The sequence below is a fragment of the Pseudomonas sp. ef1 genome (assembly GCF_007293365.2).
Classification (GTDB): Bacteria; Pseudomonadota; Gammaproteobacteria; order Pseudomonadales; family Pseudomonadaceae; genus Aquipseudomonas; species Aquipseudomonas siliginis.
In genome coordinates this window covers 299,917-326,366 of record NZ_CM129815.1, presented here as the reverse complement: position 1 = coordinate 326,366, position 26,450 = coordinate 299,917, and the positions used below count along the sequence as shown (strand labels likewise).

Genomic DNA, 26,450 nt, shown 5'->3' with positions numbered 1-26,450 from the left:
TTCTCGGCGGACGGCAGTCTCTACAAACGAATAGCGGAAAGGTTTCACCAAGCGAAACCTGTGCTATCGATTGGAAAAACGCCTGCCGATGACTATCTGTCATTGCCCCGAGGCGCATGGGTGAGGGAAAATGCCCTCCTTTTTTCCGTTTCAGTCTATTCACACCCAGGAGATCAGCGATGCCTAGCCGTCGTGAGCGTGCCAACGCTATTCGTGCCCTCAGCATGGATGCCGTGCAAAAAGCCAACAGCGGCCATCCCGGTGCCCCTATGGGTATGGCAGATATTGCCGAAGTGCTGTGGCGCGACTACCTCAAGCACAACCCGAGCAACCCGTCGTTCGCCGACCGTGACCGCTTCGTGCTGTCCAACGGCCACGGCTCGATGTTGATCTACTCGCTGCTGCACCTGACCGGCTACGACCTGTCGATCGACGACCTCAAGCAGTTCCGTCAACTGCACAGCCGCACTCCAGGCCACCCGGAATTCGGTTACACCCCGGGCGTCGAAACCACCACCGGCCCGCTGGGTCAGGGTCTGGCCAACGCCGTCGGTTTCGCTCTGGCTGAAAAAGTCATGGGCGCGCAGTTCAACCGTCCCGGCCACAACATCGTTGACCACCACACCTACGTGTTCCTCGGTGATGGCTGCATGATGGAAGGCATTTCCCACGAAGTCGCCTCCCTGGCCGGCACGCTGGGCCTGGGCAAGCTGATTGCCTTCTACGATGACAACGGCATTTCCATCGACGGTGAAGTCGAAGGCTGGTTCACCGATGACACGCCGAAGCGTTTCGAAGCCTACAACTGGCAGGTGATCCGCAACGTCGACGGCCACGATCCGGAAGAGATCAAGACCGCCATTGAAACCGCGCGCAAGAGCGCCCAGCCGACCCTGATCTGCTGCAAGACCACCATCGGTTTCGGTTCGCCGAACAAGCAGGGCAAGGAAGATTGCCACGGCGCCCCATTGGGTGACGCAGAAATCGCCCTGACCCGTCAGGCATTGAACTGGAACTACGGCCCGTTCGAAATCCCTGCCGACATCTATGCCGAGTGGGATGCCAAAGAAGCTGGCCGCGCGGTCGAAGCCGAGTGGGACCAGCGTTTCGCCGCTTACTCCGCTGCATTCCCGACTGAAGCCAACGAGCTGATTCGTCGTCTGAGCGGCGAACTGCCGGCCGACTTCTCGGAAAAAGCCTCGGCCTATATCGCCGAAGTCGCCGCCAAGGGCGAAACCATCGCCAGCCGCAAAGCCAGCCAGAACACCCTGAACGCCTTTGGTCCGCTGCTGCCGGAAATGCTCGGCGGTTCGGCTGACCTCGCCGGCTCCAACCTGACCCTGTGGAAAGGCTGCAAAGGCGTCAGCGCTGAAGACGCCAGCGGCAACTACATGTACTACGGCGTGCGCGAGTTCGGCATGACCGCGATCATGAACGGCGTCGCCCTGCACGGCGGTCTGGTGCCTTACGGCGCGACCTTCCTGATGTTCATGGAATACGCACGCAACGCCGTACGTATGTCGGCACTGATGAAGAAACGCGTGATCCACGTCTACACCCACGACTCCATCGGTCTGGGCGAAGACGGCCCGACGCACCAGCCGATCGAGCAATTGACCAGTCTGCGCAGCACGCCGAACCTCGACACCTGGCGTCCAGCCGATGCCGTGGAATCGGCAGTGGCCTGGAAAAACGCTCTGGAGCGCAAGGACGGCCCGTCGGCGCTGATCTTCTCGCGGCAGAACCTGCAGCACCAGGAACGCGATGCTGGCCAGATTGCCAACATCAGCCGTGGTGGTTATGTGCTCAAGGACTGCGCAGGCGAGCCTGAGCTGATCCTGATCGCCACCGGTTCGGAAGTCGGTCTGGCCGTACAAGCCTTCGACAAACTGACCGAGCAGGGCCGCAAGGTTCGCGTGGTTTCGATGCCTTGCACCAGCGCGTTCGATGCTCAGGATGCTGGCTACAAGCAAGCCGTCCTGCCGTTGCAGGTCAGCGCGCGTATCGCGATCGAAGCGGCTCATGCCGACTTCTGGTTCAAGTACGTGGGTCTGGAAGGTCGCGTGATCGGCATGACCACCTACGGTGAGTCGGCGCCGGCTTCGGCATTGTTCGAAGAGTTCGGCTTCACCCTGGAAAACATCCTCGGTCAGGCTGAAGAGCTGCTGGAAGACTAAGCAGTACGAATGCGGTGGCCCTGGCCGCCGCGTTCCCCTGTAGGAGCTGCCGAAGGCTGCGATCTTTTGATCTTGATCTTAAAAACAAGATCAAAAGATCGCAGCCTCGTTTCACTCGTCAGCTCCTACATGGGGTTGTGTTGTTAGCGAATCTATCGAGAACCCCATGCCTCAACCGCGTCCCTACAAAGTTGCACTCAACGGCTACGGCCGCATTGGTCGTTGCGTCTTGCGGGCGTTGTTCGAGCGCGGCGCGAAGGCCGGGTTTGAAATTGTCGCGATCAACGATCTGGCCGACATGGCCAGCATCGAATACCTGACACGCTTCGACTCCACCCACGGCCGCTTTCCCGGCGAAGTGCGGGTTGAGGGCGATTGTCTGCATATCAATGGAGACTGCGTGAAGGTCCTGCGCAGTGCCACCCCCGAAGGCATCGATTGGGCGTCGCTGGGCGTCGATCTGGTGCTTGAGTGCTCCGGCGCTTACCACACCCGTGCCGATGGCCAGCGATTTCTTGATGCCGGCGCGCCGCGTGTGCTGTTCTCGCAGCCGATGGCCAGCGAAGCGGATGTCGACGCCACCATCGTCTACGGCGTCAATCAGGACTGCCTGACCGGCGACGAACTGCTGGTGTCCAACGCTTCCTGCACCACCAACTGCGGCGTGCCGCTGCTGCGTCTGCTCGATCAGGCGATCGGCCTCGATTACGTGTCGATCACCACGATTCACTCGGCGATGAACGATCAGCCAGTGATCGACGCCTATCACCACGAAGACCTGCGCCGCACGCGTTCGGCGTTCCAGTCGGTGATCCCGGTGTCCACTGGTCTGGCACGCGGTATCGAGCGCCTGCTGCCGGAACTTGTCGGGCGAATTCAGGCCAAAGCCGTGCGCGTGCCGACAGTCAACGTGTCCTGCCTCGACATCACGATGCAGACCGCCACCGCGACTGACGCCAATGAGGTCAACCGGATCCTGCGCGAAGCCGCCACCAGCGGCCCGCTCAAAGGCCTTCTGGCCTATACCGAGTTGCCGCACGCCAGCTGTGATTTCAACCATGACCCACATTCGGCCATCGTCGATGCCAGCCAGACCCGAGTTTCCGGCCCCAAACTGGTGAACATCCTGGCCTGGTTCGACAACGAGTGGGGTTTTGCCAACCGAATGCTGGACGTAGCAGACCACTATCTGCAAACAGCAACTTCAAAAAAACCGTAGGAAGTGCGACCCATGACCGTGTTGAAGATGTCCGACCTCGATCTGCAAGGTAAGCGCGTATTGATCCGCGAAGACCTCAACGTCCCCGTCAAGGACGGTGTTGTCACTAGCGACGCGCGCATCCTGGCTTCGCTGCCGACCATCAAGCTGGCCCTGGAAAAAGGCGCGGCGGTGATGGTCTGCTCGCACCTGGGCCGTCCGACCGAAGGCGAGTTCTCCGCCGAAAACAGCCTGAAACCTGTCGCCGACTACCTGAGCAAAGCGCTGGGCCGTGAAGTGCCGCTGGTGGCTGACTACCTCGGTGGCGTGGAGGTCAAGGCTGGCGACATCGTGCTGTTCGAAAACGTACGCTTCAACAAGGGCGAGAAGAAGAACGCCGACGACCTGGCCCAGCAATACGCAGCCCTGTGCGATGTGTTCGTGATGGATGCTTTCGGTACTGCTCACCGCGCCGAGGGTTCGACCCATGGTGTAGCCAAGTTCGCCAAAGTCGCTGCCGCCGGCCCGTTGCTGGCCGCTGAGCTGGATGCACTGGGCAAAGCCCTCGGCGCGCCGGCCAAGCCAATGGCAGCCATCGTTGCCGGCTCCAAGGTGTCGACCAAACTCGACGTGCTGAACAGCCTGAGCCAGATCTGCGATCAACTGATCGTCGGCGGCGGCATCGCCAACACCTTCCTCGCGGCGGCTGGTCACCCGGTCGGCAAGTCGCTGTATGAACCGGACCTGCTCGACACCGCGCGTGAAATCGCGGCGAAAGTCAGCGTGCCGTTGCCGGTTGACGTTGTGGTCGCCAAGGAATTTGCCGAAAGCGCTGAAGCGACCGTCAAGCTGATCGCTGACGTGGCGGCTGACGACATGATTCTCGACATCGGTCCGCAAACTGCAGCCAATTTCGCCGAGCTGCTGAAATCGTCGAAAACCATTCTGTGGAACGGCCCGGTTGGCGTGTTCGAGTTCGATCAGTTCGGCAACGGCACCAAAGTGCTGGCCCAGGCTATCGCCGAAAGCTCGGCATTCTCCATCGCGGGCGGTGGCGACACCCTGGCGGCGATCGATAAATATGGCGTGGCTGAGCAGATCTCCTACATTTCCACCGGTGGTGGCGCGTTCCTCGAATTCGTCGAGGGCAAGGTGCTGCCAGCCGTTGAAGTCCTGGAAAGCCGGGCCAAGGCCTGAGGCCGCCCGTTTGGCCAGGCAAAGGAGTGTTTTCATGGTCAAGTCGTTAGCGCTGTTGTTGCTGACCGGTACGCTGGCGGCCTGCGGGAGTAACCCGAAGGCCGAAGCCACGCCGGCGCCGAGCGAACCGCAGAAGGGCTGTTATCAGGCCGACTGGCAGGCCGAAACCAACCCGGTGCTGAACAAGCGCTCGGGCCCGGACGGCCTGGACAAATACGAGACGCAAACCCCGGTCAAGGAACATGGTTGTCCTTGACGGGTCTGACTCTTTAACTCAGGGCTGGCGGCGTGCGCCGTCAGTCGAGGAACACGGATGAAAGGCTTGATCGCCGTTGCGGCGTTGACATTGTTGGGTGGTTGCGCGCAGTTGAACCTGTTTCAGTCGTCGGCCCCGGCAGACGACTGGACGACCTGGACCTGCGACAGTCAGGCCAAGGTGTTGTGGCGTTACGCCGATGCCGGCCAGAAGGAAGTCGACGTTCGCCTCGGCGGCGGTGATCAGGTCTATCGCCTGAAAGAAGAGCCGGGCGCCTCTGGCACGCTGTACAGCGATGGCATGCTGGCGTTTCACGTCAAGGGTGACGAAGGCCTGGTGTACTGGGTCGCCACCAATGACCTGATCGGCCGTGGTTGCAAGGCCGAGTAACACGATTGAATTGGTGTACAGAGATCCAAATGTGGGAGCGAGCCTGCTCGCGAAAGCAATCTTGCCGTCGATGATGCAGTGTCTGTCAGACCGCTTTCGCGAGCAGGCTCGCTCCCACAGGGGGTCTCTGTTGTTCACACAGTTTTGGTAACACCGAATCACCAGGTCGGGCCTCAACCCCCGATCTGCATTAACTTGAATAGCCGCCGCCGCTCCGGCAGGCTGGCACGATCAACGACCCTCAACCGGGAGAGACACACACAATGGCACTTATCAGCATGCGCCAGATGCTGGACCACGCAGCCGAGTTCGGCTACGGCGTTCCAGCCTTCAACGTCAACAACCTTGAGCAGATGCGCGCCATCATGGAAGCCGCTGACAAGACTGACTCCCCGGTGATCGTCCAGGCTTCGGCCGGCGCCCGCAAATACGCCGGCGCACCATTCCTGCGTCACCTGATCCTGGCGGCGATCGAAGAATTCCCGCACATCCCGGTGTGCATGCACCAGGACCATGGCACCAGCCCTGACGTTTGCCAGCGCTCGATTCAACTGGGCTTCAGCTCGGTGATGATGGACGGCTCGCTGGGCGAAGACGGCAAGACCCCGACCGACTACGACTACAACGTCCGCGTTACCCAACAAACCGTGGCCATGGCCCACGCCTGCGGCGTTTCGGTAGAAGGCGAACTGGGTTGCCTGGGTTCGCTGGAAACCGGCATGGCCGGTGAAGAAGACGGCATCGGTGCCGAAGGCGTTCTGGATCACAGCCAGATGCTGACCGACCCGGAAGAAGCCGCTGACTTCGTCAAGCGCACCCAGGTCGACGCCCTGGCCATCGCCATCGGCACCAGCCACGGCGCCTACAAGTTCACCAAGCCACCAACCGGCGACGTGCTGGCGATCGACCGCATCAAGGAAATCCACAAGCGCATCCCGAATACCCACCTGGTGATGCACGGTTCGTCTTCGGTTCCGCAAGAGTGGCTGGCGATCATCAACCAGTACGGCGGCGACATCAAAGAAACCTACGGCGTACCGGTTGAAGAAATCGTCGAAGGCATCAAGCACGGCGTGCGCAAGGTCAACATCGACACCGACCTGCGCCTGGCCTCCACTGGCGCCATGCGTCGCCTGATGGCCACCAACCCGAGCGAATTCGACCCACGTAAATTCTTCGGCGCAACCGTGACTGCAATGCGCGATGTATGTATCGCTCGTTATGAAGCGTTCGGTACTGCCGGTAATGCCTCGAAGATCAAACCGATCTCGCTGGAAGCGATGTACCAGCGTTATCTGAAGGGTGAGCTGAACGCGAAGGTCAACTGAGCCTGAGCGTTGAGCTGATTAAAAAGAAACCCGCCGAGAGGCGGGTTTTTTTGTGGGCGTAATTAAACAAATATTTCCGCTATCTCTTCAAGCGTGGGCATGACTGCTGGATTGACGGTGAGCTCGTCGACGAAGAGTCCTTTATCAGTGACTACTCGTTCAGTTCAACGTGATCCAGTGCCTGATTCACTGCCAGTTCACCGAGCATGACGACCTGCGCGATCCCCAGCGCTGTTTTGCGATGCGAGTGGTCGAGCATCGCGGCGAAGTTGTTGAGCATGACGCTGGCTGAGCCCAAGGTTTCGCTGGCGTTGGCCAGCAGGGATTCGGTGTTGTATTTCGGGTTTGCGAAGTACATGGGCTCGGGTTCGTTGGTGCTCGCCATGATAAGGACGGCGGGGTTGAGGTAGTGGTCGAGGGCGCGCTCGGCGGCGTCGTTGAGTTTTTTTGAGTCGAGGGATTCGTATGGCGAGGCCGGGTCGGTGACTGGCGGGTGTGGCGTTGATTTAGTCATTTGCTCGAAACCTGATTGGAGTGCCTCCGCTCTGGCTACTAATCAAAGTGGAGGCAACTGTACGCAGGTTAGTAGACCGGGGTTTCGAGCAAGCCGGCGCACCCGAAGGTGCCCTGCGCACAGCTGCCATCAAGCGCAGGAATCGAAATCCCCGACTGACAGATGCTTGTGCATCACGCTTGAAACCACGGGCTACTAAACCCGATCACTGGGAATCAGTGACACGAATCAAGTTACCGATGGCCCGCCAGGCGCACAAGCCGGCGAATTCTGGCGTAGTGGTAGGCAACGACGCAAGCTGTTGTAGGCATCCGGAAGCAACCGCTGACAGCTCTAAACAGCGCTGTTTAAAGGTAGGAGCTGCCGAAGGCTGCTCCTACAGTAGGATTTGCGTTACTTGTCGTGATCAATATCCAGTTTGGTAAACGTCACCTGCCCACCCTCACTGGTATAGCCGGTGTTGTCCTGCACATACACGCCGGCCTTGAAGTACAGCGGCTTGTCGCGCCAGGTCGCGCTGATCTGGGAGTCCCATTGATACCCCGCCGCACTCACACCCAGGGCACCGCCGGGGCTCAAGTGGATGAGGTAGTTGAATTCGCGATCAAGCTTGACGCCGGTGGCGAGGGTGATGACGCGGCTTTCGGCGTCGTCCGGGCGCATGCGAACTTTGATCACCAGATTGCCGGTCTGGGTTTTTTCCTTGTACTGGTATTCGAGCTTGACCATCGGCCGCTGGCTTTCGTACGCGTGGATCTGGCCAATGACGATCTTGCCCGAGCTCGGCACCTTGTTCACCGCGAGGGTGGCGCGCAGCAGGTTGTCGGCGTCCGGGTAGTACCAGTTGCGCAGGGTGCCGTTGCTGTAGGTTTCGCGCAGTTCGGTACGCGGGTAGATGGCGTTTTCGGTTTTCGAGCCAGTCACCGGGGACCAGAAGAACAGGGTGCCGGTATCGGAATGGAAGTACTGATCCTTGAAGCCATCCACCAGTTTCGAGGTTTCAACGGTGTACGGCGGGCTGCCAACAGGAACGCTGAGGTTCCAGGTTGCGAGGTCGATCATGACGGTTCTTCCAATCAATTCATCCGGAACGCCGGTGCCAGAAGCTCTAGCCCGCGCGTTTTCGGGCGTCTTTATAAGCGTAGCGGCAATTTTTGTTAATGCCCGTCCGGCGATTACTTGACGTCAACATCCTGTCGAAATGCCATCTCGCCCGGTTTTCGGGGCCTCTGGCGGTGACCGTTAGTCGGCTCGACGGAACATTGGCCAAATGATGGCGTGACGACAGCTTCTGCTTTGCGGCATCCGCGTCTAGAGTGAAGGCTCAGTACGTCTATGGTTTTGCCGGCAACCGGTCCCGATAAGAGAAGCAGCATGGAATGCGCGCAACCCCAGCCAGGTGAAGGCAGCTCGGTCCTTTTGATCGTCGATGATTACCCCGAAAATCTGATCAGCATGCGCGCTTTGCTGCAGCGTCAGGATTGGCACGTGATGACCGCCGCCTCCGGTTTCGAGGCGCTGAACCTTTTGCTCGAACACGACATCGACCTGGTCCTGCTTGATGTGCAGATGCCCGGCATGGACGGTTTCGAGGTCGCACGGTTGATGCGCGGCAGCCAGCGTACGCGCCTGACGCCGATCATTTTCCTCACCGCCAACGAGCAATCTCAGGACGCCGTGATCAAGGGCTATGCCAGCGGCGCGGTGGATTACCTGTTCAAGCCGTTCGATCCGCAAATCCTCAAGCCCAAGGTTCAGGCGCTGCTCGAGCACCAGCGCAATCGCCGTGCCTTGCAACGCCTGAGTCATGACCTGGAAGTGGCGCGCGCCTTCAATGCCTCGGTGCTGGACAACGCCGCCGAAGGCATTCTGGTGTTGAGCGAGGACGGCGTGATCCGCTTCGCCAATCCGGCGATTTCGCGGTTGCTCAATGCGCCGGTGAAGGATCTGGAAGGCAAGGAGTTTCTCGATTTCCTGCAGAAGCCACACATTCCCCTGTGGGCCGATTCCGAGTTCTACGCCGGCTACCAACGCGGTGAAACCCTGCGCCTGCATGATGCGTTGCTGCGCACGGCGCCCGGGCAGCAAGTGCCGGTGGCCTTGTCCTGCGCGCCGCTGCCCTCGGAGCAGCATGCGATGGTGGTGACGGTGCTGGACATGTCGGTGGTGCGTCACTTGCACCAGCAACTGGAATTCCAGGCGGTAACCGATCCGCTGACCGGGCTGCTCAACCGGCGCGGGTTCTACCAGACCGTGGAAAACCTGCTGTTGCGCGGCGAACGCAGCGACAGCAGTTGGGTGTTGCTCTACCTCGATCTCGACGGCTTCAAACGGGTCAACGATTCCCTCGGCCACGATGCCGGCGATCGCGTGTTGCGCTGGGTTTCCGAGCAATTGAAAGCGTGCCTGCGGCCGTTCGATATTCTCGCGCGCATGGGCGGCGATGAATTCACCGCGCTGCTGGATCTGGAATTCCCCGAGCAAGCGGCGAAGATTGCCGAAAAACTCATCGAACGGGTATCGGTGTGTCAGCAGATCGAAGGTCTGGATATCGTCCTTGGCGCCAGTATCGGCATCGCCACCTATCCTGACTGCGGGCGCAATCTCGACGGCTTGCTGCGCGCCTCGGACATCGCTATGTACGAGGCCAAGCGCGCCGGGCGTCAGCAATATCGTTTCTATGACCCTGAAATGAACGGCCGCGCACGCTCGCGTCTGATGCTTGAAGACAGCGTGCGCGAGGCCATCGAAAACCGCGATTTCAATCTGGTCTATCAGCCGCAGGTGGCGATCGGCAGCGGACAGATCCGTGGGTTCGAGGCGTTGCTGCGCTGGCAGCATCCGAGCGTCGGCGATGTGCCGCCGGGGTTGTTTCTGCCATTGCTGGAAGAGGCGCGCTTGATCAGTCGCCTCGGCAGCTGGATCTATCACCGTGGCGCCGGTCAGCGCAAAGCCTGGGAAACCTTGTTCGCTGAAGATCTGGTGCTTGGCGTGAGCCTGAGCAATACCCAGTTCGGCCTGCCGAATCTGGTCACTGAATTGCGTCAAGTCATGGAACGCCATGCGCTGCAACCGCGGCAACTGGAAGTCGAAGTCACCGAAGAAGCGTTGATGCAAGACCCGGACGAAACCCGCAAGCAACTGCGGCTGCTGCGTCATCTCGGGGTGCGCGTGGCGCTGGATGATTTTGGTTCGGGGCCGTGTTCGCTGGCGCATCTGCGCGATCTGGAACTGGACACGCTGAAGCTCGACCGCCACTTGATCGCGCGCCTGCCGGACTCGCCACGTGATGCGGCGCTGGTGCGCATGGTCATCGACCTGTGCAAGCAATACGGTCTGCTGGTGATCGCCGAAGGAGTGGAAACCCTCGAGCAATATCAGTGGCTGCAAGCCCATGGCTGCGAATACGTGCAGGGCTTCCTCGTCGCGCGGCCGTTGATCGCCGAAGACGCGGTCAGCTTCGTCGAACCCTTTGACTGGAGCGCGCTGCCCGGTTGAATTCGCTACACTGGCGGACCTTTTTCGAACCGCGTCGCTTGTCCATGACTGTGTTGAAGTACCTCCAGGCCTACCCCGCGCAATTGCAGGATCAGGTGCGCCAACTGATTGCCGAAGGGCGCCTGGGTGAATACCTGAATCAGCGCTATTCAGGGCGACACGACGTGCAGAGCGACAAGGCCTTGTACAGCTACGCGCTGGATCTCAAACAGCAGTACATGCGCAATGCGCCGGCCATCGACAAAGTGCTGTTCGACAACCGCCTCGACCTGACCCACCGCGCCCTCGGTCTGCACACCACGGTGTCACGGGTGCAGGGCGGCAAGCTCAAGGCCAACAAGGAAATCCGCATCGCCGCGCTGTTCAAGGACGCCGCGCCGGATTTTCTGAAGATGATCGTGGTGCACGAGCTGGCGCACTTCAAGGAATCGGAGCACAACAAGGCGTTCTATAAACTGTGCGAGCACATGCTGCCGGGGTATCACCAGATCGAGTTCGATCTGCGTGTGTACCTGACGTGGCGGGATATGCAGTAAAGATCAAAAGATCGCAGCCTTCGGCAGCTCCTGCAGTTGAAATGCGATCTTCTGTAGGAGCTGCCGAAGGCTGCGATCTTTTAACGGTGGGAGTGTTTAGATGGACGTAAGCAAGACCAAAAGCAGTTTCTATCGCCGTTTGTACGTGGCTTATCTGATCGATAGCGGCCTGGCGCCGAGTGTGCCGACGCTGACCGAAGTCACTGGCATGCCGCGACGCACGGCGCAGGACACGATTGCCGCGCTGGCTGATCTGGACATCATCTGCGAGTTCGAACAGGAAGAGGGCGCACGCAATCATGCCGGGCGCTATCGGATTCGTGAGTGGGGAGCGATTGATCGGGGATGGATCGAGCGCAATTTGCGGCAGATAAAAGCGGTGCTTGAATACCCCTGAATCCAGCCGCGCCTGAACTGACGCAATCGCTGGCAAGCCAGCTCCCACAGGGATCTCCAGCGAACACGGTTTTCGTGAACGAGCGATGAACCTGTGGGAGCTGGCTTGCCAGCGATGAGGCCCTCAAGAACGACGCATGCCGATATGTGGAATGTCGTCCTCAAGATATTCCTCACCCACCACGACAAACCCGTACTTGCCGTAATACCCCTGCAGATGCGCCTGCGCTGACAAATAGATCGGCACCTGCGGCCAGTGCTTTTCGGCCTGCTTCAGCGCCTGTTCCATCATCGCGTGGCCCAGCCCTTTGCCACGGCCGGCGGGCGCGGTCACCACGCGGCCAATCACCACGTCGCCGCCCTGGGATTCCGGATCCAGCAGGCGCAGGTAAGCCATCAACTGATCATCCTCCCAGCCCATCAGGTGATGGGTATCGCCCTCCAGATCCTGGCCGTCGAGATCCGGGTAGGCGCATTTCTGTTCGACCACGAATACATCAGAGCGCAGCTTCAACGAGGCGTACAACTGCTCTTTGCCCAAATCGCGATGATGTTTGCAGATCCACTCGATTGTCATTTTTCGATTCCTTGACCATGTCGCCCGATACTAAGCGCAGCTGCGCCATATGTCTGTATGGCGCAACAGTCTGTGATAAAGGTCAAAATGCCACCATTCCTTTCTCGCGGCCGCCGAGACTTTGTGTAATCTGCTCAAGAGCACTGCGCACTGGTTCCCATGAGCTAATGTTCAATGCTTGGGTTTTGCCGGTAAGGGGCCTTTGGTTTTGACGTGAAACCACGTCGGGCGGTTGCCCGCTGAGGATGTTCAAGCATGCTGCGATTGCTTCAAGCCGTTGCTTTGATCGGACTGCTGGTGCTGGGCCAGGATGCTGCGGCGCAGAAGCTGCGGCTGGCGTTCGATAATTGGCCGCCGTTTACCGACGATGCACTGGTCAACGGTGGACTGGCCACCGACATTGTCAGCACCGCACTGGCTCGCGCCGGTTATGCCAGCGGTTACGAACAAGTGCCGTGGGCGCGAGCATTGCTGGGGATTGGCGAGGGGCGTTACGACGTACTGGTCAATGCCTGGTACAACGACGAACGCACACAGATCGGTCAGTTTTCCGGTGAGTACCTGATCAACCGCATCCGCTTCCTCAAGCGCAAAGACGCACCCATCGACTACAGCAATCTCGAGCAACTGCACACTTACCCGATTGCCGTGGTGCGCGGGTATGCCTATTCCGCCCCTTTCGATGCGGATACGGCGATGCAGAAAGTCCCTGTGCACAACTTCGCCATGGGCGTGCGCATGCTCGCGGCGGATAGGGTCAAGCTGACCCTGGAGGATGAGTACGTGGCCAAGTATTACCTGGCACGGGAATCGGCCAAGGTACGCAATTCGGTGGAGTTTTTACCCAAGCCGTTGAGTGAGAACAGCCTGCATATTCTGGTCAGCCTGAAGAACCCGCAGCATGAGCAGATCGTCGCCGGGTTTGATCGAGCGATCGAGGCGATGAAGGCTGACGGGACTTATGAGAAGTTATTGCGGCGGCATGGAATGTAGTGGGGGAGCTACAAGCTACATGCCGAACGCAACCCGGCTTCTAATTTGAAGCTTGCAGCTTGCAGCTTGCAGCTTGAAACTTGTAGCTAGACTTCTTTGATCAAATGCGCCGCCAACGTCCGAAGCGGCCCCAACTGCCGGCAAATCAGCGCCAGCTGCGTCTGCACCAACCGTTGCCCTTCATCGATTTCATCCGGCATCTGTTCCAGCTCATTGGCCAGCGCTTCCTCGTCATCACTCTGAATCGCAATCGGCTGCTTGCTCGCCAGGCCTTGGGCGATTTCGTCGATGCTGGTCGCCAGTTTCACCCCGGCGCCTTCGATCAGATGCTCGCGCACCTCCGCTGGCAACTGCGTTTCGCGGTGCGCGCCGAGCCCTGACAAATAGCTGAGCAACGTGTGCGACAGCACCAGGAAACGGAAGCCAACGTCCGCCTCCTTACGGAAATGCCCCGGCTCCATGAGCATGTTCGCCAGTGTCGTCGACAGCGCCGCGTCAGCGTTATGGGCGTTGCGTCGGGCCAGGCGATAAGCGAGGTCATCGCTTTTGCCGGCGGCGTATTGCTGCATGATCTGGCGCAGGTAGATGCTGTTGCAGGTCAGGGTGTTGGCCAGCACTTTGTTCAGGCGCCGACCCTGCCAGTCCGGCAGGAACAGGAACACCGCCAGACCTGCGATCAGGCTGCCGAGCAAGGTATCGAACAGCCGTGGCAGGAACAGCCCGTAGCCGTCGCCGACCTGATTGAAGCAGAACAGCACCATGATCGTGATCGCCGCCGTCGCCAGGGTGTAGCGGGTGGTGCGGTTGGTGAAGAACACTACCCCGGCAGCGATGGCGAAGCACGATTGCACCACCGGGTTGGGGAACAGATCGAACAGCGCCCACGCCACCGTCAGGCCAATGGCCGTGCCGATGATCCGCTGGCCGAGTTTGCGCCGGGTGGCGCCGTAGTTCGGCTGGCAGACGAACAGCGTGGTGAGGATGATCCAGTAGCCTTGCGACGGGTGGATCAGGTGCACCATGCCGTAGCCGATGCTCAGTGCCAGCGGCAAGCGCAGAGCATGGCGGAACAGCAGCGAAGTCGGCGTCAGTTGCGTACGCAGGCGAATCCACACGTCCTTGAGATTACGCGGTGAGCGGTCGAGCAGGCTGCTGTCGGTGGCATCCGCCAAGGCATCGGGGTTGCTGGCATCACTGAGCAAGCGATCGAGGGTGCCGAGGTTGGCCGCCAAGGCGCGCAGCGAGCGCAGCAGGCCGCGCCATGCCGGATTGCTCTGGATGCGCAAGTGTTCGAGGGAGGCATGCAGGTCGTTCAGGGCTTCGGCGAAACTGGCGTCATAGATGAACGGCTGGCGCATCTGGATTGACTCGGCCAAGGCCCGGCAGGCCTTGCCTTGCTGGCGCAGCAGGCGCTGGCAGCGGAACAGCACGTCGCTGTGGAAGAACGCCTCGGCCAGCGCGTTATACGGGTAGTGCGAAGAGCTGGCGCGTTCGTGAATGTCCTGCGCGAGGAAATACAGCTTCAGATAACGGCTGACTTTCGAGCCCGGTCGACCGTTGCCGACCCGGTGCAGGATGATTTCCTTGGCCGTGTTCAGTGCGGCGACCACGCGGCCATTCTGCTGCGCCAGTTCGAGGCGGCGGGCTTCGACGTCCATCTGCCGGATCGGCTCGAACAGCGAGGATTTCAGCTTCAGGTAAAGTCCCAGTTCACGGAACAGCCGCGCCAGACTCTGCTGCACCGGTTGATTGGAAAACAGCGCCTGCCACAGCACCGAGAGCAGGCCGTACCACGCCGCGCCAGCGACCAGCAGCATCGGTTCGTGCCAGAAGTCAGTGACCGCGCCGCCGCGCTGATCAACGCCGATCATCGTGTACACCGACAGAATAAGCGTCGCCGAAGCGATCGCGCCGTAGCGCTCGCCCAGCGCACCGAGCATGGTCAGGCCGAAACTGGCCAGCGCCAGGGCCACGGCGAAAATGATCGGGTAGGGAAACAGCAATTCCACCGACAGCGCGGCGATGCTGAAACACACCAGTGTCACCGCGAGGGCGTTGAGACGACCCTGCCAACTGTCGTCGGTTTCGGCGAGGGCGCTGGCGATGATGCCGAGGAACAACGGGATCAGCAGGCCCATTTCATCCTGATACCAGCACAGCGCCATGCTGCCGGTCAGGGCGATGAATACCCGCACGCTGTAACTGAATTTATCCAGCGCCCAAAGGCGCCGCAAAGACTGACGAAACGAGGTCGAGGACATGAAGTGCGAAGGCCTTCCGAGGCGATGCCGCTAAATTGAGCCAGTAATGACGCCGACGCAATGGCGCCGAGCACATCTGACAGCAAAAAGTGTTCCTTGATCGCCCGCCGCCCCCTGTAGGAGCAGCCGAAGGCTGCGATCTTTTGACTTTGATCTGTAAAAGCAAGATCAAAAGATCGCAGCCTTCGGCAGCTCCTACACGGGGAGTGTTGTTCCGGTCAGACGAACTGCGCAGCAGCGTAGCCCGAGGCCCAGGCCCACTGGAAATTGAAGCCGCCCAGATGCCCGGTGACGTCGAGCACTTCACCAATGAAGTACAGGCCCGGGCTTTTCAGCGATTCCATGGTCTTGGACGACACCTCGCGAGTGTCGACGCCACCCAGAGTCACCTCAGCCGTGCGATAGCCTTCGGTCCCCGCCGGCACGACTTTCCAGCTGCCAAGCTTCTCGGCAATCTCCGCCAGTTCGGCGTGGGTGTACTGCTTCATCGGTTTGGAGACAAACCAGTTGTCCGCCAGCAGATTGGCCATCTTCTTGGTGAAGATCTCGCCAAGCAAAGTTTTCAACTCGCTGTTCGGACGCTCGGCGACTTGCTGTTGCAACCAGCTCGCCGCGTCGTGATCCGGCAGCAGGTTGATCTCCACCGTGTCGCCGGGCTCCCAGAACGAACTGATCTGCAAGATCGCCGGGCCACTGAGGCCACGATGGGTGAACAGGATGTTCTCGCGAAAGCTCTGCTCGTTGCAGCTGACCAGACAATCCACCGAGGTGCCGGACAGCTCTGTGCACAACTCCTTGAGCTGGTCGGTAATGGTGAATGGCACCAGGCCGGCGCGGGTCGGCAGCAGTTCATGGCCGAACTGTTTGGCGACCTGGTAACCGAAACCGGTAGCGCCCAGGGTCGGAATCGACAGGCCGCCGGTGGCGATCACCAGCGATTGGCACTGGACCTGACCGAGGGTGGTGTCGAGCAGATAACCACTGTCGGTTTTTTCGATGGTCTGGATCGAAGTGTCCAGGTGCAGCTCGACGCCGGCCTGATCGCATTCATCAAGCAGCATGCCGAGGATGTCGCTGGATTTGTTATCGCAGAACAGCTGGCCGAGTTTCTTCTCGTGGTACGGCACGCCGTGTTTGCCGACCAGGCCGATGAAATCCCACTGGGTGTAACGCGCCAGCGCCGATTTGCAGAAATGCGGATTCTGCGAGAGGAAATTGCTCGGTTCGGTGTACATGTTGGTGAAATTGCAGCGACCGCCGCCGGACATGAGGATTTTCTTGCCGGCCTTGTTCGCGTGGTCGAGCAGCAACACCTGACGCCCGCGCCCGGCGGCGGTCAGGGCACACATCAAGCCGGCCGCGCCAGCGCCAATGATCACGACTTCGGTAGAGCGCAAAACGGTGTCCTCACACAATGATCGTTCCCACGCTCTGCGTGGGAATGCCGCCATGGACGCTCTGCGTCCGTTGTTATGTGACGCGGAGCGTCACGGGATGCATTCCCACGCAGAGCGTGGGAACGATCAGGTCAGAGAATACGCACGCGCAACGAGCGGCCCTTGATCTTGCCGTCATTCAAGCGCTGCAAGGCCTGCATGGCCACGGTGCGCTCGACAGCGACGTAGGCCTGGAAATCGAAGATCGCGATCTTGCCGACCTGCGCACCGGGAATGCCCGCTTCGCCGGTCAGTGCGCCAAGAATGTCGCCCGGGCGCACTTTGTCTTTGCGGCCAGCGCCTATGCACAGGGTGGTCATCGGCGGTTGCAGCGGCGCCAGGCCCTGGGACTTGAGGTTGTCGATCTGATCCCAGTTCAGCGGCGCTTTCTGCAGTTGTTCGATGGCTTGCGCACGATGAGCTTCGGACGGCGCGACCAGGCTGATGGCGATGCCTTTCTCGCCCGCGCGACCGGTACGGCCGACGCGGTGGATGTGGATTTCCGAATCGCGCGCCAGCTCGACGTTGATCACCATGTCCAGCGCATCGATATCCAGACCACGGGCCGCGACGTCGGTGGCAACCAGCACCGAGGTGCTGCGGTTGGCGAACATTGCCAGCACCTGATCGCGGTCACGCTGTTCCAGATCGCCGTGCAGGCCAACAGCGGAAATGCCTTTGGCGGTCAGGTGATCGACGGTTTCCTGCACTTGCTGCTTGGTGAAGCAGAACGCCACGCAGGACGCCGGACGGAAGTGGTGCAGGACTTTGGTCACCGCGCTCATGCGCTCTTCCGGGGAAATCTCGTAGAAGCGCTGCTCGATCTGCGTGTCGTCGTGGAAGGCTTCAGCCTTGACGGTCTGCGGATCGCGCATGAATTTCGACGCCAGTTGCTTGATGCCCACCGGGTAGGTCGCGGAGAACAGCAGGGTCTGGCGGCGCTCCGGGGTCTTGATGATGATGTCTTCGATGGCGTCGTAGAAGCCCATGTCGAGCATGCGGTCGGCTTCGTCGAGGATCAGCGTGTTCAGGCCATCGAGCACCAGCGAACCCTTGCGCAAATGCTGCTGAATGCGCCCCGGGGTGCCGACGATGATGTGCGCGCCGTGCTCCAGCGAAGCGATCTGCGGGCCGAACGACACGCCACCGCACAGGGTCAGGACCTTGATGTTGTCTTCGGCGCGGGCCAGACGGCGGACTTCCTTGGCCACCTGGTCGGCCAGCTCGCGGGTCGGGCAGATCACCAGCGCCTGGCACCCGAAGTAGCGCGGGTTGATCGGGTTGAGCAAGCCGATGCCGAACGCGGCGGTCTTGCCGCTGCCGGTCTTGGCCTGGGCGATCAGGTCCATCCCCTTGAGGATCACCGGCAAGCTCTGCGCCTGGATCGGCGTCATCTGGGCATAACCGAGTGATTCGAGGTTAGCCAGCATGGCGGCGGACAGCGGCAGAGTATTAAAAGCGGTGGCGATGGTGGTCACGGGACTGGCCTGCAAAACAAAATGTCGCGCAGTGTAGCAGCCCCATGCCGGTTTCCTCGACAGTTCTGGACGAACAGCCCCAGAGTTTCTCTGACTGGAGATCAGTCTGTGTGAGGGACCACACTCCCCTGTAGGAGCTGCCGAAGGCTGCGATCTTTTGATTTTGCTTTAAAAAACAAGATCAAAAGATCGCAGCCTTCGGCAGCTCCTACAGGGAGTCCTTCAGCAGAATCAGTGTTCGATGTGTTCTTGTGGACGTTTCGCCCGGCGCCCGTCTTCCTTGGACAACTGCGAGAAGATCGTCGCCGCCAGCATCGCCATCACGCCGACCGTGACGAAGGTCAGTTGGAAGGCGCCGAGTACGGTTTCCACGCCATCGTTGCCGACCTTCGCAGTGAAGCCACCAAGCAGCGCGCCGGCGCAAGCGACGCCGAGGCTCAGCGACAACTGCGCGACCACCGACAGCAAACTGTTGCCGCTGCTGGCGCTGGCATCGTCGAGGTCGATCAGCGTCACCGTATTCATCGCTGTGAATTGCAGCGAGTTGATTGCCCCCAGCACCGCCAGCAGGCACAGCAGCAGCCAGTACGGCGTCTGCTCGCTGACCAGACCCATGCTCGCCAGCATGATCCCCAACGCCAGGGTGTTGCCGGTGAGGACGATGCGATAGCCGAGGCGTTCGATCAGCGGCCGCGCGACCCACTTGGCGACCATCGCCGCAGCGGCCAGCGGCAACATGCTCATCCCGGCTTGCGAAGGCGAATAGCCCAACGCCACTTGCAACAGCAGTGGCACCAGGAACGGTAAAGCGCCGCTGCCCAGTCGCGCGAACAGGTTGCCGAGGATGCCGACGGCGAACGTGCGGGTCTTGAATAATGACGGCGCGAACAACGGGTTTTCGATGTGCCCGGCGCGCAGCCAGTACGCCGCCAGACAGGCCATGCCGGCGAACAGCAGCAGCATCACCCGCAGGTGCGGCAGGTGCAGTTCGCCAAGACCTTCCATGGCGATGGTGATGAGGATCATCGCTGCGCCGAACAGCAGAAAGCCGAGGCTATCGAAGCGGGTGCGCTCCGTGCCGCGCAGGTCGGGGATGAATTTCCACACCGCGTAGCAACCGATCACCCCGACCGGCAGATTGATCAGGAAGATCCAGTGCCACGTCACGTATTCCACCATCCAGCCGCCCATGGTCGGGCCGATCAGCGGGCCGAGCAGGCCGGGAATGGTGATGAAACCCATGATTCGCACCAGTTCCGAGCGCGGGTACGCACGCAGCACCACCAGCCGCCCGACCGGCAACATCAGCGCACCGCCGAGGCCCTGAATCACCCGCGCACCGATGAGCATGCTCAGGCTGCTGGATAACGCGCATAGCAACGAGCCCAAGCTGAACAGCAGAATCGCGCCGAAGAAGATTTTCTTGGTGCCGAAGCGGTCGGCGATCCAGCCGGAGGCCGGGATCAGCAGGGCCACGGTAAGCATGTAGGCGATGATCACGCCCTGCATGCGCAACGGGTCTTCGGCCAGATCGCTGGCCATGGCCGGCAGCGCGGTATTGAGGATGGTCCCGTCGAGGGACTGCATGAAGAACGCAATGGCGACGACCCACGGCAACCAGCGGGCGGTGATGGCGTCGAGAGGCGGGCGGTTGGGCATGGAACCTCTTGTGTCAGTGCATATTCAGAGTCGAGCGCGGTCAGTGTGGGAGCGAGCCTGCTCGCGAAGAGGCCATTTCATTCAACATTGATGTCGATTGATCTACCGCTTTCGCGAGCAGGCTCGCTCCCACAGGTTTTGCATTTACAGCGTCAGCGTGAGTCGGCTGACCAGCGCCCCCGGCAACAGCGATGACGAGGTATTGCGCTGGCTGTACGTACTCGCCGAGAGCAGCAGCTCACGCTCGGTGGTCAACGCTTCCAACTGCGAACCGAGCAGGTTGTAGGCGCTGTCGTCGAAGCGCATGGTGCTGACCGGCGCCTGGATTTCGCCGTTCTCGACCCAGAAGGTCGCGAAACGGGTCATGCCGGTCATGCGCGCCGCCGGTTGATCCGAGTAGTTCAGATACCACAGGTTGCTGATGTACAGCCCGGTGCCCAACTGCTTGAGGATCTCTTGCTGCGACAGATCACCGGCGGCCATGTTCAACGCACTGGGCATCTCGCCGCCGCCCGCACCGTTCGCCGCCAGACCATATTCGGCGGCGCTGCGCGAGCCCACCAGTTGATCGCCGGCCTTGCCCTCGATGATCAGACGCAGATCGCTGCGCGGATAACCCTCGGCGGAAAACGCCGGGCTCAGGGACTCGCTGACTTTTTCATCCAGCGACAGCAACGGGCTGAACGCCTGATCGCCGACGTAGAGCTTCTGCAACGGGCTGCTCTTGCTGGCGATCGACTGCGCCGAGAACCCGCCCCAACTGAGCATGCCCATGATTTCTTCCAGTGCCGCCGGTGCCAGATAGGCGCGGTACTGCCCCGGTGCCAGGGTGCGTAACGGTCGGCCGAGAAACTCAAGCTGTTCGCGTGCCTGGGCGAAACGCCGGGCGAAGCCCTCGTCGCTCCAATCGTGGCCGGCATAGCTGGCCTTCACCGCTTCGCCGTTTTCGTGGAACAGGCTGAAGTCGAAATTGAAGCTGTTGGCTTCATGCCAGCCGAACGCGCCAGCGGAGCTGGCAAAGCCACGGCTGATCGGACCGGCAGCATAAAAACCGACCAGATCGAGACCTTCAGCGGCGGCGCAGATTTGCCCGACGACATCTTCGGTGTCCGGCAGCGGATGCGCTTGTACGTGCGTGCTCTGCCAGCTGTTGTGATTGAGCAGCAAGTACGGGTCCTGCGGCAGCAGCGGCAAGGTATCGCGCAATTGTTGCAGGCCTTCGGCGAGCCGTTGCAGATCGGCTTCCTGATCCCCGGACAAGGTGATCTGCAGGTCGGCGTGGCGACCGTCGTTGATCAGTTTCAGGCCGACATTGGCCTGCTGCACTTGCCCGGCCTGGCGCACCTTGGCGTGATTGAAGCGCACGAACGCCGAGGCTTCGGCGGCGTAGCTGAGCGTGAACTGTTCCGGCTCGCGCACGCTGTCGCGCAGCCAGTTGACCATGACCTTGAAGGCGTCGGACTGACGCTTCGAAATGCTCATCAGGCGTCTCCCCCAAACACATCAATGTTGCTGAATACGCAGGCCGGCGAAGCATGGCCGACGCGAATCACCTGGTTCGGTTCGCCCTTGCCGCAGTTCGGCGTGCCCAGCACCTTGACGGTGCTGGCATCGCCGACGGCGCGCAGGCTCTTCCAGAAGTGCGCGGAAATCGCCCGGTAGTTGGGGTTTTTTACCACGCCTTTCAGTTCACCATTCTCGATCAACTGGCCCCATTCGCAGCCGAACTGGAATTTGTTGCGCGCATCGTCGATCGACCACGAACGGTTGGTGCTCATCAGAATGCCGTGCTCGATACCGCCGATCATCTGCTCCAGCGTTTGATCACCCGGTTCGATGTTGAGGTTGGCCATGCGGTCGATCGGCGGCCGGTTCCAACCGCAGGCGCGGCTGTTGGCAACGCCATCGAGGCCGGCGCGATATTGCGACAGCGCTCCGCCCAGCGGCCGCAGTAAAAGGCCGTCGCGAATCAGGAATTGTTTGCTCGCCGCGGTGCCGTCGTCGTCATGGCCGTAGCTGGCGAGTTCTTCCGGGATGCCGGGGTCGAAAGTCACGTTGAGCAAATTCGAGCCGTATTGCAGGCTGCCGAAATCGCTGGTCTTGACGAAACTGGTGCCGGCGTAATTGCGCTCATCGCCGAGGATGCGGTCGAGCTCCAGCGGATGACCGATGGACTCGTGGATCTGCAGCATCATCTGATCGGGCATCAGTAGCAAGTCGCGCGGGCCTTGCGGGGTGTTCGGCGCGAGCAGCAGTTGCAGGGCCTGATCGGCGACTTGCGGACCGGCACCGACCAGGCCGCAACGGCTGATGACGTCGGCGCCACCCTGCTGGCCGAAGTTCTCGCGGCCGAGGCTGCGGGTCTGGCTGTCGTTGCCGTCGTAGGCGGTGACGTCGAGGCTCGGATAGACGAAGCGCTGGGCCTGACGCAATTCGGCGCCGGCGCTGCTCAGGTAGATCTGCTCGACATGGGTGATGCCGATGCTTACCTGCCAATTGACCAGGCGCTTATCCTTGGGCACCGAGGCGGATTCCGCGCCGAGCAGATCGAAGCATTCGCTCAGGGACGGGAAGGGCTGTTCGAGATTGGGTGAAAAATAATCAGCGCGATCGCTGGAAAGCGGCTGCTCGCGCAGATCGAGCAAGGCGTGCGGCTTGAGCCGGCGGGCCTGTTGCTCGGCGCGCTCGAGAGCGGCTTGCAGGCCTTGTTGCGAGAGGTCATTGGTCGCCGCATAGGCTTCGACGCCATTGACCCGGACGGTGAGCATCGCCCCTTCATCGCGACTCAGGCTAGGCGGTTCGGCGACGTTCTTGCGCACCGACAGAAACTGCCCGGACTCGCGCACATACCGCAGGGAAAAAAATTCAGCGCCCGTGCGCAAGGCAGCAAAGCGCTGCTTGAGCTGGGGGTGGAAATCGAACATTCGGGAACCTCCTTGTAATGGAGTAGCGGCATGGCGACAGCGGGGAGGGGTGAAACGGTTGCGCGAGGTCTAGAGTAGGCCTGCGTGGGGGTAGGATCAAGTGAAGAGGGGGTGTAGGGGGATTTACTGTGCAGCGAGGGAATTTGTGCTGAATCTGAGGGCCCCATCGCTGGCAAGCCAGGCTCCCACAGGTTTTTTGGTGAACACAATATGTGTGAACGACGCAAAACCCTGTGGGAGCTGGCTTGCCAGCGATTAGCCGTGACGCGGTATTACGTCTTACTGAGCCGCCGGGGTGATATCACGCATCGGCTTGCCCTTCACCGGCGCATCGCCAGCGACGTAGTAGGCAGCATTGCTGCGCGGCAGCGGCTTGCGGCCACGGATCCTGTCGGCGATTTTCTCGGCCATCATGATCGTCGGCGCATTGAGGTTGCCGGTGGTGATGATCGGCATGATCGAGGCATCCACCACGCGCAGGCTCTGCATGCCGTGCACACGACCTTCGCCATCGACCACGGCCATCTCGTCGGTGCCCATCTTGCACGAGCAGGACGGGTGGAACGCGGTTTCGGCGTGCTCGCGGATGAACTTGTCGAGCTGCTCATCGGTTTGCACTTCGATGCCCGGGCTGATTTCGCGACCACGGAAGGCGTCGAGAGCCGGTTGCTGCATGATTTCGCGGGTCAGGCGAATACCGTCGCGGAATTCCTGCCAGTCCTGCTCGGTGGCCATGTAGTTGAAGAGGATGCTCGGGTGCTGGCGCGGATCCTTGGATTTGACCTGGATGCGGCCACGGCTCGGCGAGCGCATGGAGCCCATGTGCGCCTGGAAACCATGTTCTTTCACGCCGTTGCTGCCGTTGTAGTTAATCGCCACCGGCAGGAAGTGGTACTGGATGTTCGGCCATTCGAATTCCGGACGCGAACGAATGAAACCGCCGGCCTCGAACTGGTTGCTGGCGCCGATGCCGGTGCCGTTGAACAGCCACTCGGCACCGATCGCCGGCTGGTTGTACCAGAGCAGCGACGGGTACAGCGAAACCGGTTGGGTGCAGGCGTATTGCAGGTACAGCTCGAGGTGATCCTGCAGGTTTTCACCGACGCCCGGCAGATCGTGGACCACCGGGATGTCGAGACTTTCCAGCAATTTCGCCGGGCCGACACCGGAGCGCTGCAGAATCTGCGGCGAAGCGATGGCGCCGGAGCACAACAGGACTTCCTTGCGCGCCTTGGCTTCAACACGTTCTTCAGCGTCGCCGATCAGGTAACGCACGCCGACCGCACGCTTGCCTTCAAAGAGAATCTTGTCGGTCAGGGCGTGGGTGACGATGGTCAGGGTCGAGCGTTTTTTGGCAATGTCGAGGTAGCCACGGGCGGTGGAAGCACGGCGGCCGTTCGGCGTTACGGTGCGGTCCATCGGGCCGAAGCCTTCCTGCTGGTAACCGTTGAGGTCTTCGGTACGCGGGTAACCGGCCTGCACGCCGGCTTCAACCATGGCGTGGAACAGCGGGTTGTTGCCGGCTTTCGGCGTGGTCACGCTGACCGGGCCGTCGCCACCGTGGTAATCGTTCGGGCCGATGTCACGGGTTTCGGCTTTGCGGAAATACGGCAGGCAATCGAGGTACGACCAGTCTTCCAGGCCCGGCAGTTTCGCCCAGCCGTCGTAGTCCATCGCGTTGCCACGGATGTAGCACATGCCGTTGATCAGCGAAGAGCCGCCAAGGCCTTTGCCGCGACCGCATTCCATACGGCGACCGTCCATGTGTGGCTCTGGATCGGTTTCGTAAGCCCAGTTGTAGCGACGACCCTGCAGCGGGAACGCCAGCGCGGCGGGCATCTGCGTGCGGAAGTCGAGGCGGTAGTCCGGCCCCCCGGCTTCGAGCAGCAGAACGGTGACGCCTTCGTCTTCAGTCAGACGGGTCGCAAGTGTGTTACCTGCAGAGCCGGCGCCTATGATGATGTAGTCGTATTCTTGAGTCATAAATTCTCCTGCGGGAGCTACAAGCCACTAGCTTCTAGCTGCAAGGAAAAGCAGCGAGCGGTGGCTTCGAAATCGGGGAGGGCGGCAAGCCCAAACTGCTTTTACTTGCAGCTTTAAACTTGCCGCTTGCAGCTGATCAGCTAGCTGATCAGAACACCGAAACGTAATCGCCCAGTTCGACCTGTACCGATTTGATGCGGGTGAAGTTGTTCAGCGAGCTGATCCCGTTCTCACGGCCAACACCCGACTGCTTGTAGCCGCCGACCGGCATTTTTGCGTCGGACTCGCCCCAGGCGTTGATCCAGCAGATACCGGCTTCCAGTTGATGAATCACGCGGTGGGCGCGGTTCAGGTCTTTGGTGACGATACCGGCGGCCAGGCCGAAGTCGGTGTCGTTGGCGCGGCGGATCACTTCTTCTTCGGTTTCGTAGGAGAGGATCGCCATCACCGGGCCAAAGATCTCTTCACGAACGATGGTCATGTCGTCGGTGCAGTCGGTGAACACGGTTGGCGCAACGAATGCGCCTTTGGCGAATTCGCCGTCGGTCAGGCGACCACCGCCGCACAGGACGCGGGCACCTTGTTCCTTACCTTTTTCGATGTAGGCCAGCACGCTTTCCATGTGGGCGAAGCTGACCAGCGGGCCGAAATTGGTGTTTTCGTCTTCCGGGTTGCCGACGCGGATGCGCGCAACGCGCTCAACGATCTTGGCCTCGAACGCGGCTTTCAGATGCGCCGGTACGAATACGCGAGTGCCGTTGGTGCAGACCTGACCGGAGCTGTAGAAGTTGGCCATCATCGCCGTGTCGGCGGCGCGATCGAGGTCGGCGTCGTCGCAGATGATCAGCGGCGACTTGCCGCCCAGTTCCATGGTCACGTCCTTGAGCGACGAAGCCGAAGCGCTGGCCATGACTTTCTTGCCAGTGTCGGTGCCGCCGGTGAAGGAGATTTTCTCGATGCGCGGGTGCTCGGTCAGCCAGGTGCCGACTTCGCGGCCGCTGCCGGTCAGCACGTTGAACACGCCGTTCGGCACGCCGGCTTCGGTGTAGATCTCAGCCAGTTTCAGGGTGGTCAGCGAGGTGACTTCGCTTGGCTTGAAGATCATCGCGTTACCGGCCGCCAGGGCTGGAGCGGATTTCCACAGCGCGATCTGGATCGGGTAGTTCCACGCGCCGATACCGGCGACCACGCCCAGCGGCTCGCGACGGGTGTAAACGAAAGAGGTGTCACGCAGCGGAATCTGCTCGCCTTCGATGGCGGGCACCAGGCCTGCGTAGTATTCCAGCACGTCAGCGCCGGTGACGATGTCGACGTACTTGGTTTCGGAGAAGGATTTGCCGGTGTCCAGGGTTTCCAGCGCGGCCAGTTCATCGTTGCGCTCGCGCAGGATGTCGACGGCGCGACGCAGGATGCGCGAACGCTCCATGGCGGTCATCGCGGCCCAGATTTTCTGGCCCTTTTCGGCGCTGACCACGGCGCGCTCGACGTCGTCTTTGGTCGCACGTTGCACCAGTGCGAGGACTTCACCGTTCGCCGGGTTGATGGCTTCGAAGGTGGCGTCGCTGCCGGCGTCGGTGTACGCGCCATCGATGTAGAGTTTTTGCAGTTCGAAACGGGCCATAGTGTCCTCGCAAGTGCATTGGTGGTTG

Annotated in this window: 21 protein-coding genes; 10 read left to right on the top strand and 11 right to left on the bottom strand. The window is 60.8% G+C overall.

The features are described 5' to 3' along the window. The first annotated feature begins 179 nt into the window (after positions 1 to 179). From tkt to fba, 6 genes are all read left to right on the top strand, one after another. Positions 180 to 2,177, top strand: coding sequence for a transketolase (tkt, locus tag FEE99_RS01535; protein WP_041476782.1), 1,998 nt, complete (start codon positions 180 to 182; stop codon positions 2,175 to 2,177). 166 nt (positions 2,178 to 2,343) lie between these two features. Continuing rightward, entirely contained in the window at positions 2,344 to 3,396 is a 1,053-nt protein-coding gene (gene epd / locus FEE99_RS01530; protein ID WP_041476781.1) for an erythrose-4-phosphate dehydrogenase, read from the top strand. A gap of 12 nt (positions 3,397 to 3,408) precedes the next feature. Continuing rightward, positions 3,409 to 4,572, top strand: a complete 1,164-nt coding sequence (locus FEE99_RS01525; RefSeq protein WP_016772785.1) for a phosphoglycerate kinase — start codon at positions 3,409 to 3,411, stop codon at positions 4,570 to 4,572. Between the two features lie 34 nt (positions 4,573 to 4,606). Next, positions 4,607 to 4,828, top strand: coding sequence for a hypothetical protein (locus FEE99_RS01520; protein ID WP_041476780.1), 222 nt, complete (start codon positions 4,607 to 4,609; stop codon positions 4,826 to 4,828). A gap of 57 nt (positions 4,829 to 4,885) precedes the next feature. Then, positions 4,886 to 5,218, top strand: coding sequence for an MliC family protein (locus FEE99_RS01515; RefSeq protein ID WP_041476779.1), 333 nt, complete (start codon positions 4,886 to 4,888; stop codon positions 5,216 to 5,218). Between the two features lie 263 nt (positions 5,219 to 5,481). Further along, positions 5,482 to 6,546: a class II fructose-bisphosphate aldolase gene (fba, locus tag FEE99_RS01510; RefSeq protein ID WP_008081027.1), complete on the top strand. Its 1,065-nt coding sequence runs from the start codon at positions 5,482 to 5,484 to the stop codon at positions 6,544 to 6,546. Positions 6,547 to 6,697: 151 nt separating this feature from the next. Here the strand turns inward: fba and FEE99_RS01505 are convergent, their stop codons facing one another. Both FEE99_RS01505 and FEE99_RS01500 read right to left on the bottom strand, forming a co-directional pair. Further along, positions 6,698 to 7,060, bottom strand: a complete 363-nt coding sequence (locus tag FEE99_RS01505) for a DUF6124 family protein (protein ID WP_041476778.1) — start codon at positions 7,058 to 7,060, stop codon at positions 6,698 to 6,700. Positions 7,061 to 7,453: 393 nt separating this feature from the next. Further along, entirely contained in the window at positions 7,454 to 8,122 is a 669-nt protein-coding gene (locus tag FEE99_RS01500; RefSeq protein ID WP_016772792.1) for a polysaccharide lyase family 7 protein, read from the bottom strand. Positions 8,123 to 8,434: 312 nt separating this feature from the next. On the opposite strand from FEE99_RS01500, the gene FEE99_RS01495 reads away from it, so the two are divergent. The 3 genes from FEE99_RS01495 (at position 8,435) to FEE99_RS01485 (ending at position 11,491) form a co-directional block, all read left to right on the top strand. Further along, positions 8,435 to 10,558 (top strand): putative bifunctional diguanylate cyclase/phosphodiesterase, encoded by a 2,124-nt coding sequence (locus FEE99_RS01495; RefSeq protein ID WP_041476777.1) that lies wholly within the window; start codon positions 8,435 to 8,437, stop codon positions 10,556 to 10,558. A 44-nt stretch (positions 10,559 to 10,602) separates the two neighbouring features. Further along, complete coding sequence (locus tag FEE99_RS01490) at positions 10,603 to 11,094, top strand: YgjP-like metallopeptidase domain-containing protein (protein ID WP_041476958.1); 492 nt, start codon at positions 10,603 to 10,605, stop codon at positions 11,092 to 11,094. A 100-nt stretch (positions 11,095 to 11,194) separates the two neighbouring features. After that, the gene (locus FEE99_RS01485) at positions 11,195 to 11,491 is read left to right on the top strand and encodes a winged helix-turn-helix domain-containing protein (RefSeq protein ID WP_016772794.1); all 297 of its coding nucleotides are present in this window, start codon (positions 11,195 to 11,197) and stop codon (positions 11,489 to 11,491) included. A 123-nt stretch (positions 11,492 to 11,614) separates the two neighbouring features. Here the strand turns inward: FEE99_RS01485 and FEE99_RS01480 are convergent, their stop codons facing one another. Next, positions 11,615 to 12,067, bottom strand: a complete 453-nt coding sequence (locus FEE99_RS01480) for a GNAT family N-acetyltransferase (protein WP_041476776.1) — start codon at positions 12,065 to 12,067, stop codon at positions 11,615 to 11,617. A gap of 255 nt (positions 12,068 to 12,322) precedes the next feature. Here FEE99_RS01480 and FEE99_RS01475 point away from each other — a divergent pair, with 255 nt between their 5' ends. Next, a complete protein-coding gene (locus FEE99_RS01475; protein WP_041476775.1) occupies positions 12,323 to 13,060 on the top strand; it encodes a substrate-binding periplasmic protein in 738 nt (245 codons plus the stop codon). A gap of 86 nt (positions 13,061 to 13,146) precedes the next feature. Here FEE99_RS01475 and yccS read toward each other — a convergent pair whose 3' ends face one another. The 8 genes from yccS to betB form a co-directional block, all read right to left on the bottom strand. Beyond that, positions 13,147 to 15,321, bottom strand: a complete 2,175-nt coding sequence (gene yccS / locus FEE99_RS01470; protein WP_041476774.1) for a YccS family putative transporter — start codon at positions 15,319 to 15,321, stop codon at positions 13,147 to 13,149. Between the two features lie 218 nt (positions 15,322 to 15,539). Further along, complete coding sequence (locus FEE99_RS01465) at positions 15,540 to 16,718, bottom strand: BaiN/RdsA family NAD(P)/FAD-dependent oxidoreductase (RefSeq protein WP_041476773.1); 1,179 nt, start codon at positions 16,716 to 16,718, stop codon at positions 15,540 to 15,542. 131 nt (positions 16,719 to 16,849) lie between these two features. Continuing rightward, positions 16,850 to 18,235 (bottom strand): ATP-dependent RNA helicase DbpA, encoded by a 1,386-nt coding sequence (gene dbpA, locus FEE99_RS01460; protein WP_024014613.1) that lies wholly within the window; start codon positions 18,233 to 18,235, stop codon positions 16,850 to 16,852. A gap of 231 nt (positions 18,236 to 18,466) precedes the next feature. Next, positions 18,467 to 19,894 (bottom strand): multidrug transporter subunit MdtD, encoded by a 1,428-nt coding sequence (gene mdtD / locus FEE99_RS01455; protein ID WP_041476772.1) that lies wholly within the window; start codon positions 19,892 to 19,894, stop codon positions 18,467 to 18,469. A gap of 144 nt (positions 19,895 to 20,038) precedes the next feature. Further along, positions 20,039 to 21,376: a TldD/PmbA family protein gene (locus FEE99_RS01450; protein WP_041476771.1), complete on the bottom strand. Its 1,338-nt coding sequence runs from the start codon at positions 21,374 to 21,376 to the stop codon at positions 20,039 to 20,041. Continuing rightward, on the bottom strand, positions 21,376 to 22,818 hold the full coding sequence (locus FEE99_RS01445; RefSeq protein WP_041476770.1) for a TldD/PmbA family protein: 1,443 nt from the start codon (positions 22,816 to 22,818) through the stop codon (positions 21,376 to 21,378). The genes FEE99_RS01450 and FEE99_RS01445 overlap by 1 nt, the downstream gene beginning before the upstream one ends. 279 nt (positions 22,819 to 23,097) lie before the next feature. Then, positions 23,098 to 24,801: a choline dehydrogenase gene (betA, locus tag FEE99_RS01440; RefSeq protein WP_041476769.1), complete on the bottom strand. Its 1,704-nt coding sequence runs from the start codon at positions 24,799 to 24,801 to the stop codon at positions 23,098 to 23,100. A 148-nt stretch (positions 24,802 to 24,949) separates the two neighbouring features. Further along, a complete protein-coding gene (gene betB / locus FEE99_RS01435) occupies positions 24,950 to 26,422 on the bottom strand; it encodes a betaine-aldehyde dehydrogenase (RefSeq protein ID WP_039757620.1) in 1,473 nt (490 codons plus the stop codon). Positions 26,423 to 26,450 lie beyond the last annotated feature (28 nt).

Bases quoted from the DNA above. Each gene is read 5' to 3' on its own strand.
- tkt (WP_041476782.1), top strand. From the start codon at position 180: ATGCCTAGCCGTCGTGAGCGTGCCAACGCTATTCGTGCCCTCAGCATG.
- epd (WP_041476781.1), top strand. From the start codon at position 2,344: ATGCCTCAACCGCGTCCCTACAAAGTTGCACTCAACGGCTACGGCCGC.
- FEE99_RS01525 (WP_016772785.1), top strand. From the start codon at position 3,409: ATGACCGTGTTGAAGATGTCCGACCTCGATCTGCAAGGTAAGCGCGTA.
- FEE99_RS01520 (WP_041476780.1), top strand. From the start codon at position 4,607: ATGGTCAAGTCGTTAGCGCTGTTGTTGCTGACCGGTACGCTGGCGGCC.
- FEE99_RS01515 (WP_041476779.1), top strand. From the start codon at position 4,886: ATGAAAGGCTTGATCGCCGTTGCGGCGTTGACATTGTTGGGTGGTTGC.
- fba (WP_008081027.1), top strand. From the start codon at position 5,482: ATGGCACTTATCAGCATGCGCCAGATGCTGGACCACGCAGCCGAGTTC.
- FEE99_RS01505 (WP_041476778.1), bottom strand. From the start codon at position 7,060: ATGACTAAATCAACGCCACACCCGCCAGTCACCGACCCGGCCTCGCCA.
- FEE99_RS01500 (WP_016772792.1), bottom strand. From the start codon at position 8,122: ATGATCGACCTCGCAACCTGGAACCTCAGCGTTCCTGTTGGCAGCCCG.
- FEE99_RS01495 (WP_041476777.1), top strand. From the start codon at position 8,435: ATGGAATGCGCGCAACCCCAGCCAGGTGAAGGCAGCTCGGTCCTTTTG.
- FEE99_RS01490 (WP_041476958.1), top strand. From the start codon at position 10,603: ATGACTGTGTTGAAGTACCTCCAGGCCTACCCCGCGCAATTGCAGGAT.
- FEE99_RS01485 (WP_016772794.1), top strand. From the start codon at position 11,195: ATGGACGTAAGCAAGACCAAAAGCAGTTTCTATCGCCGTTTGTACGTG.
- FEE99_RS01480 (WP_041476776.1), bottom strand. From the start codon at position 12,067: ATGACAATCGAGTGGATCTGCAAACATCATCGCGATTTGGGCAAAGAG.
- FEE99_RS01475 (WP_041476775.1), top strand. From the start codon at position 12,323: ATGCTGCGATTGCTTCAAGCCGTTGCTTTGATCGGACTGCTGGTGCTG.
- yccS (WP_041476774.1), bottom strand. From the start codon at position 15,321: ATGTCCTCGACCTCGTTTCGTCAGTCTTTGCGGCGCCTTTGGGCGCTG.
- mdtD (WP_041476772.1), bottom strand. From the start codon at position 19,894: ATGCCCAACCGCCCGCCTCTCGACGCCATCACCGCCCGCTGGTTGCCG.
- FEE99_RS01450 (WP_041476771.1), bottom strand. From the start codon at position 21,376: ATGAGCATTTCGAAGCGTCAGTCCGACGCCTTCAAGGTCATGGTCAAC.
- FEE99_RS01445 (WP_041476770.1), bottom strand. From the start codon at position 22,818: ATGTTCGATTTCCACCCCCAGCTCAAGCAGCGCTTTGCTGCCTTGCGC.
- betA (WP_041476769.1), bottom strand. From the start codon at position 24,801: ATGACTCAAGAATACGACTACATCATCATAGGCGCCGGCTCTGCAGGT.
- betB (WP_039757620.1), bottom strand. From the start codon at position 26,422: ATGGCCCGTTTCGAACTGCAAAAACTCTACATCGATGGCGCGTACACC.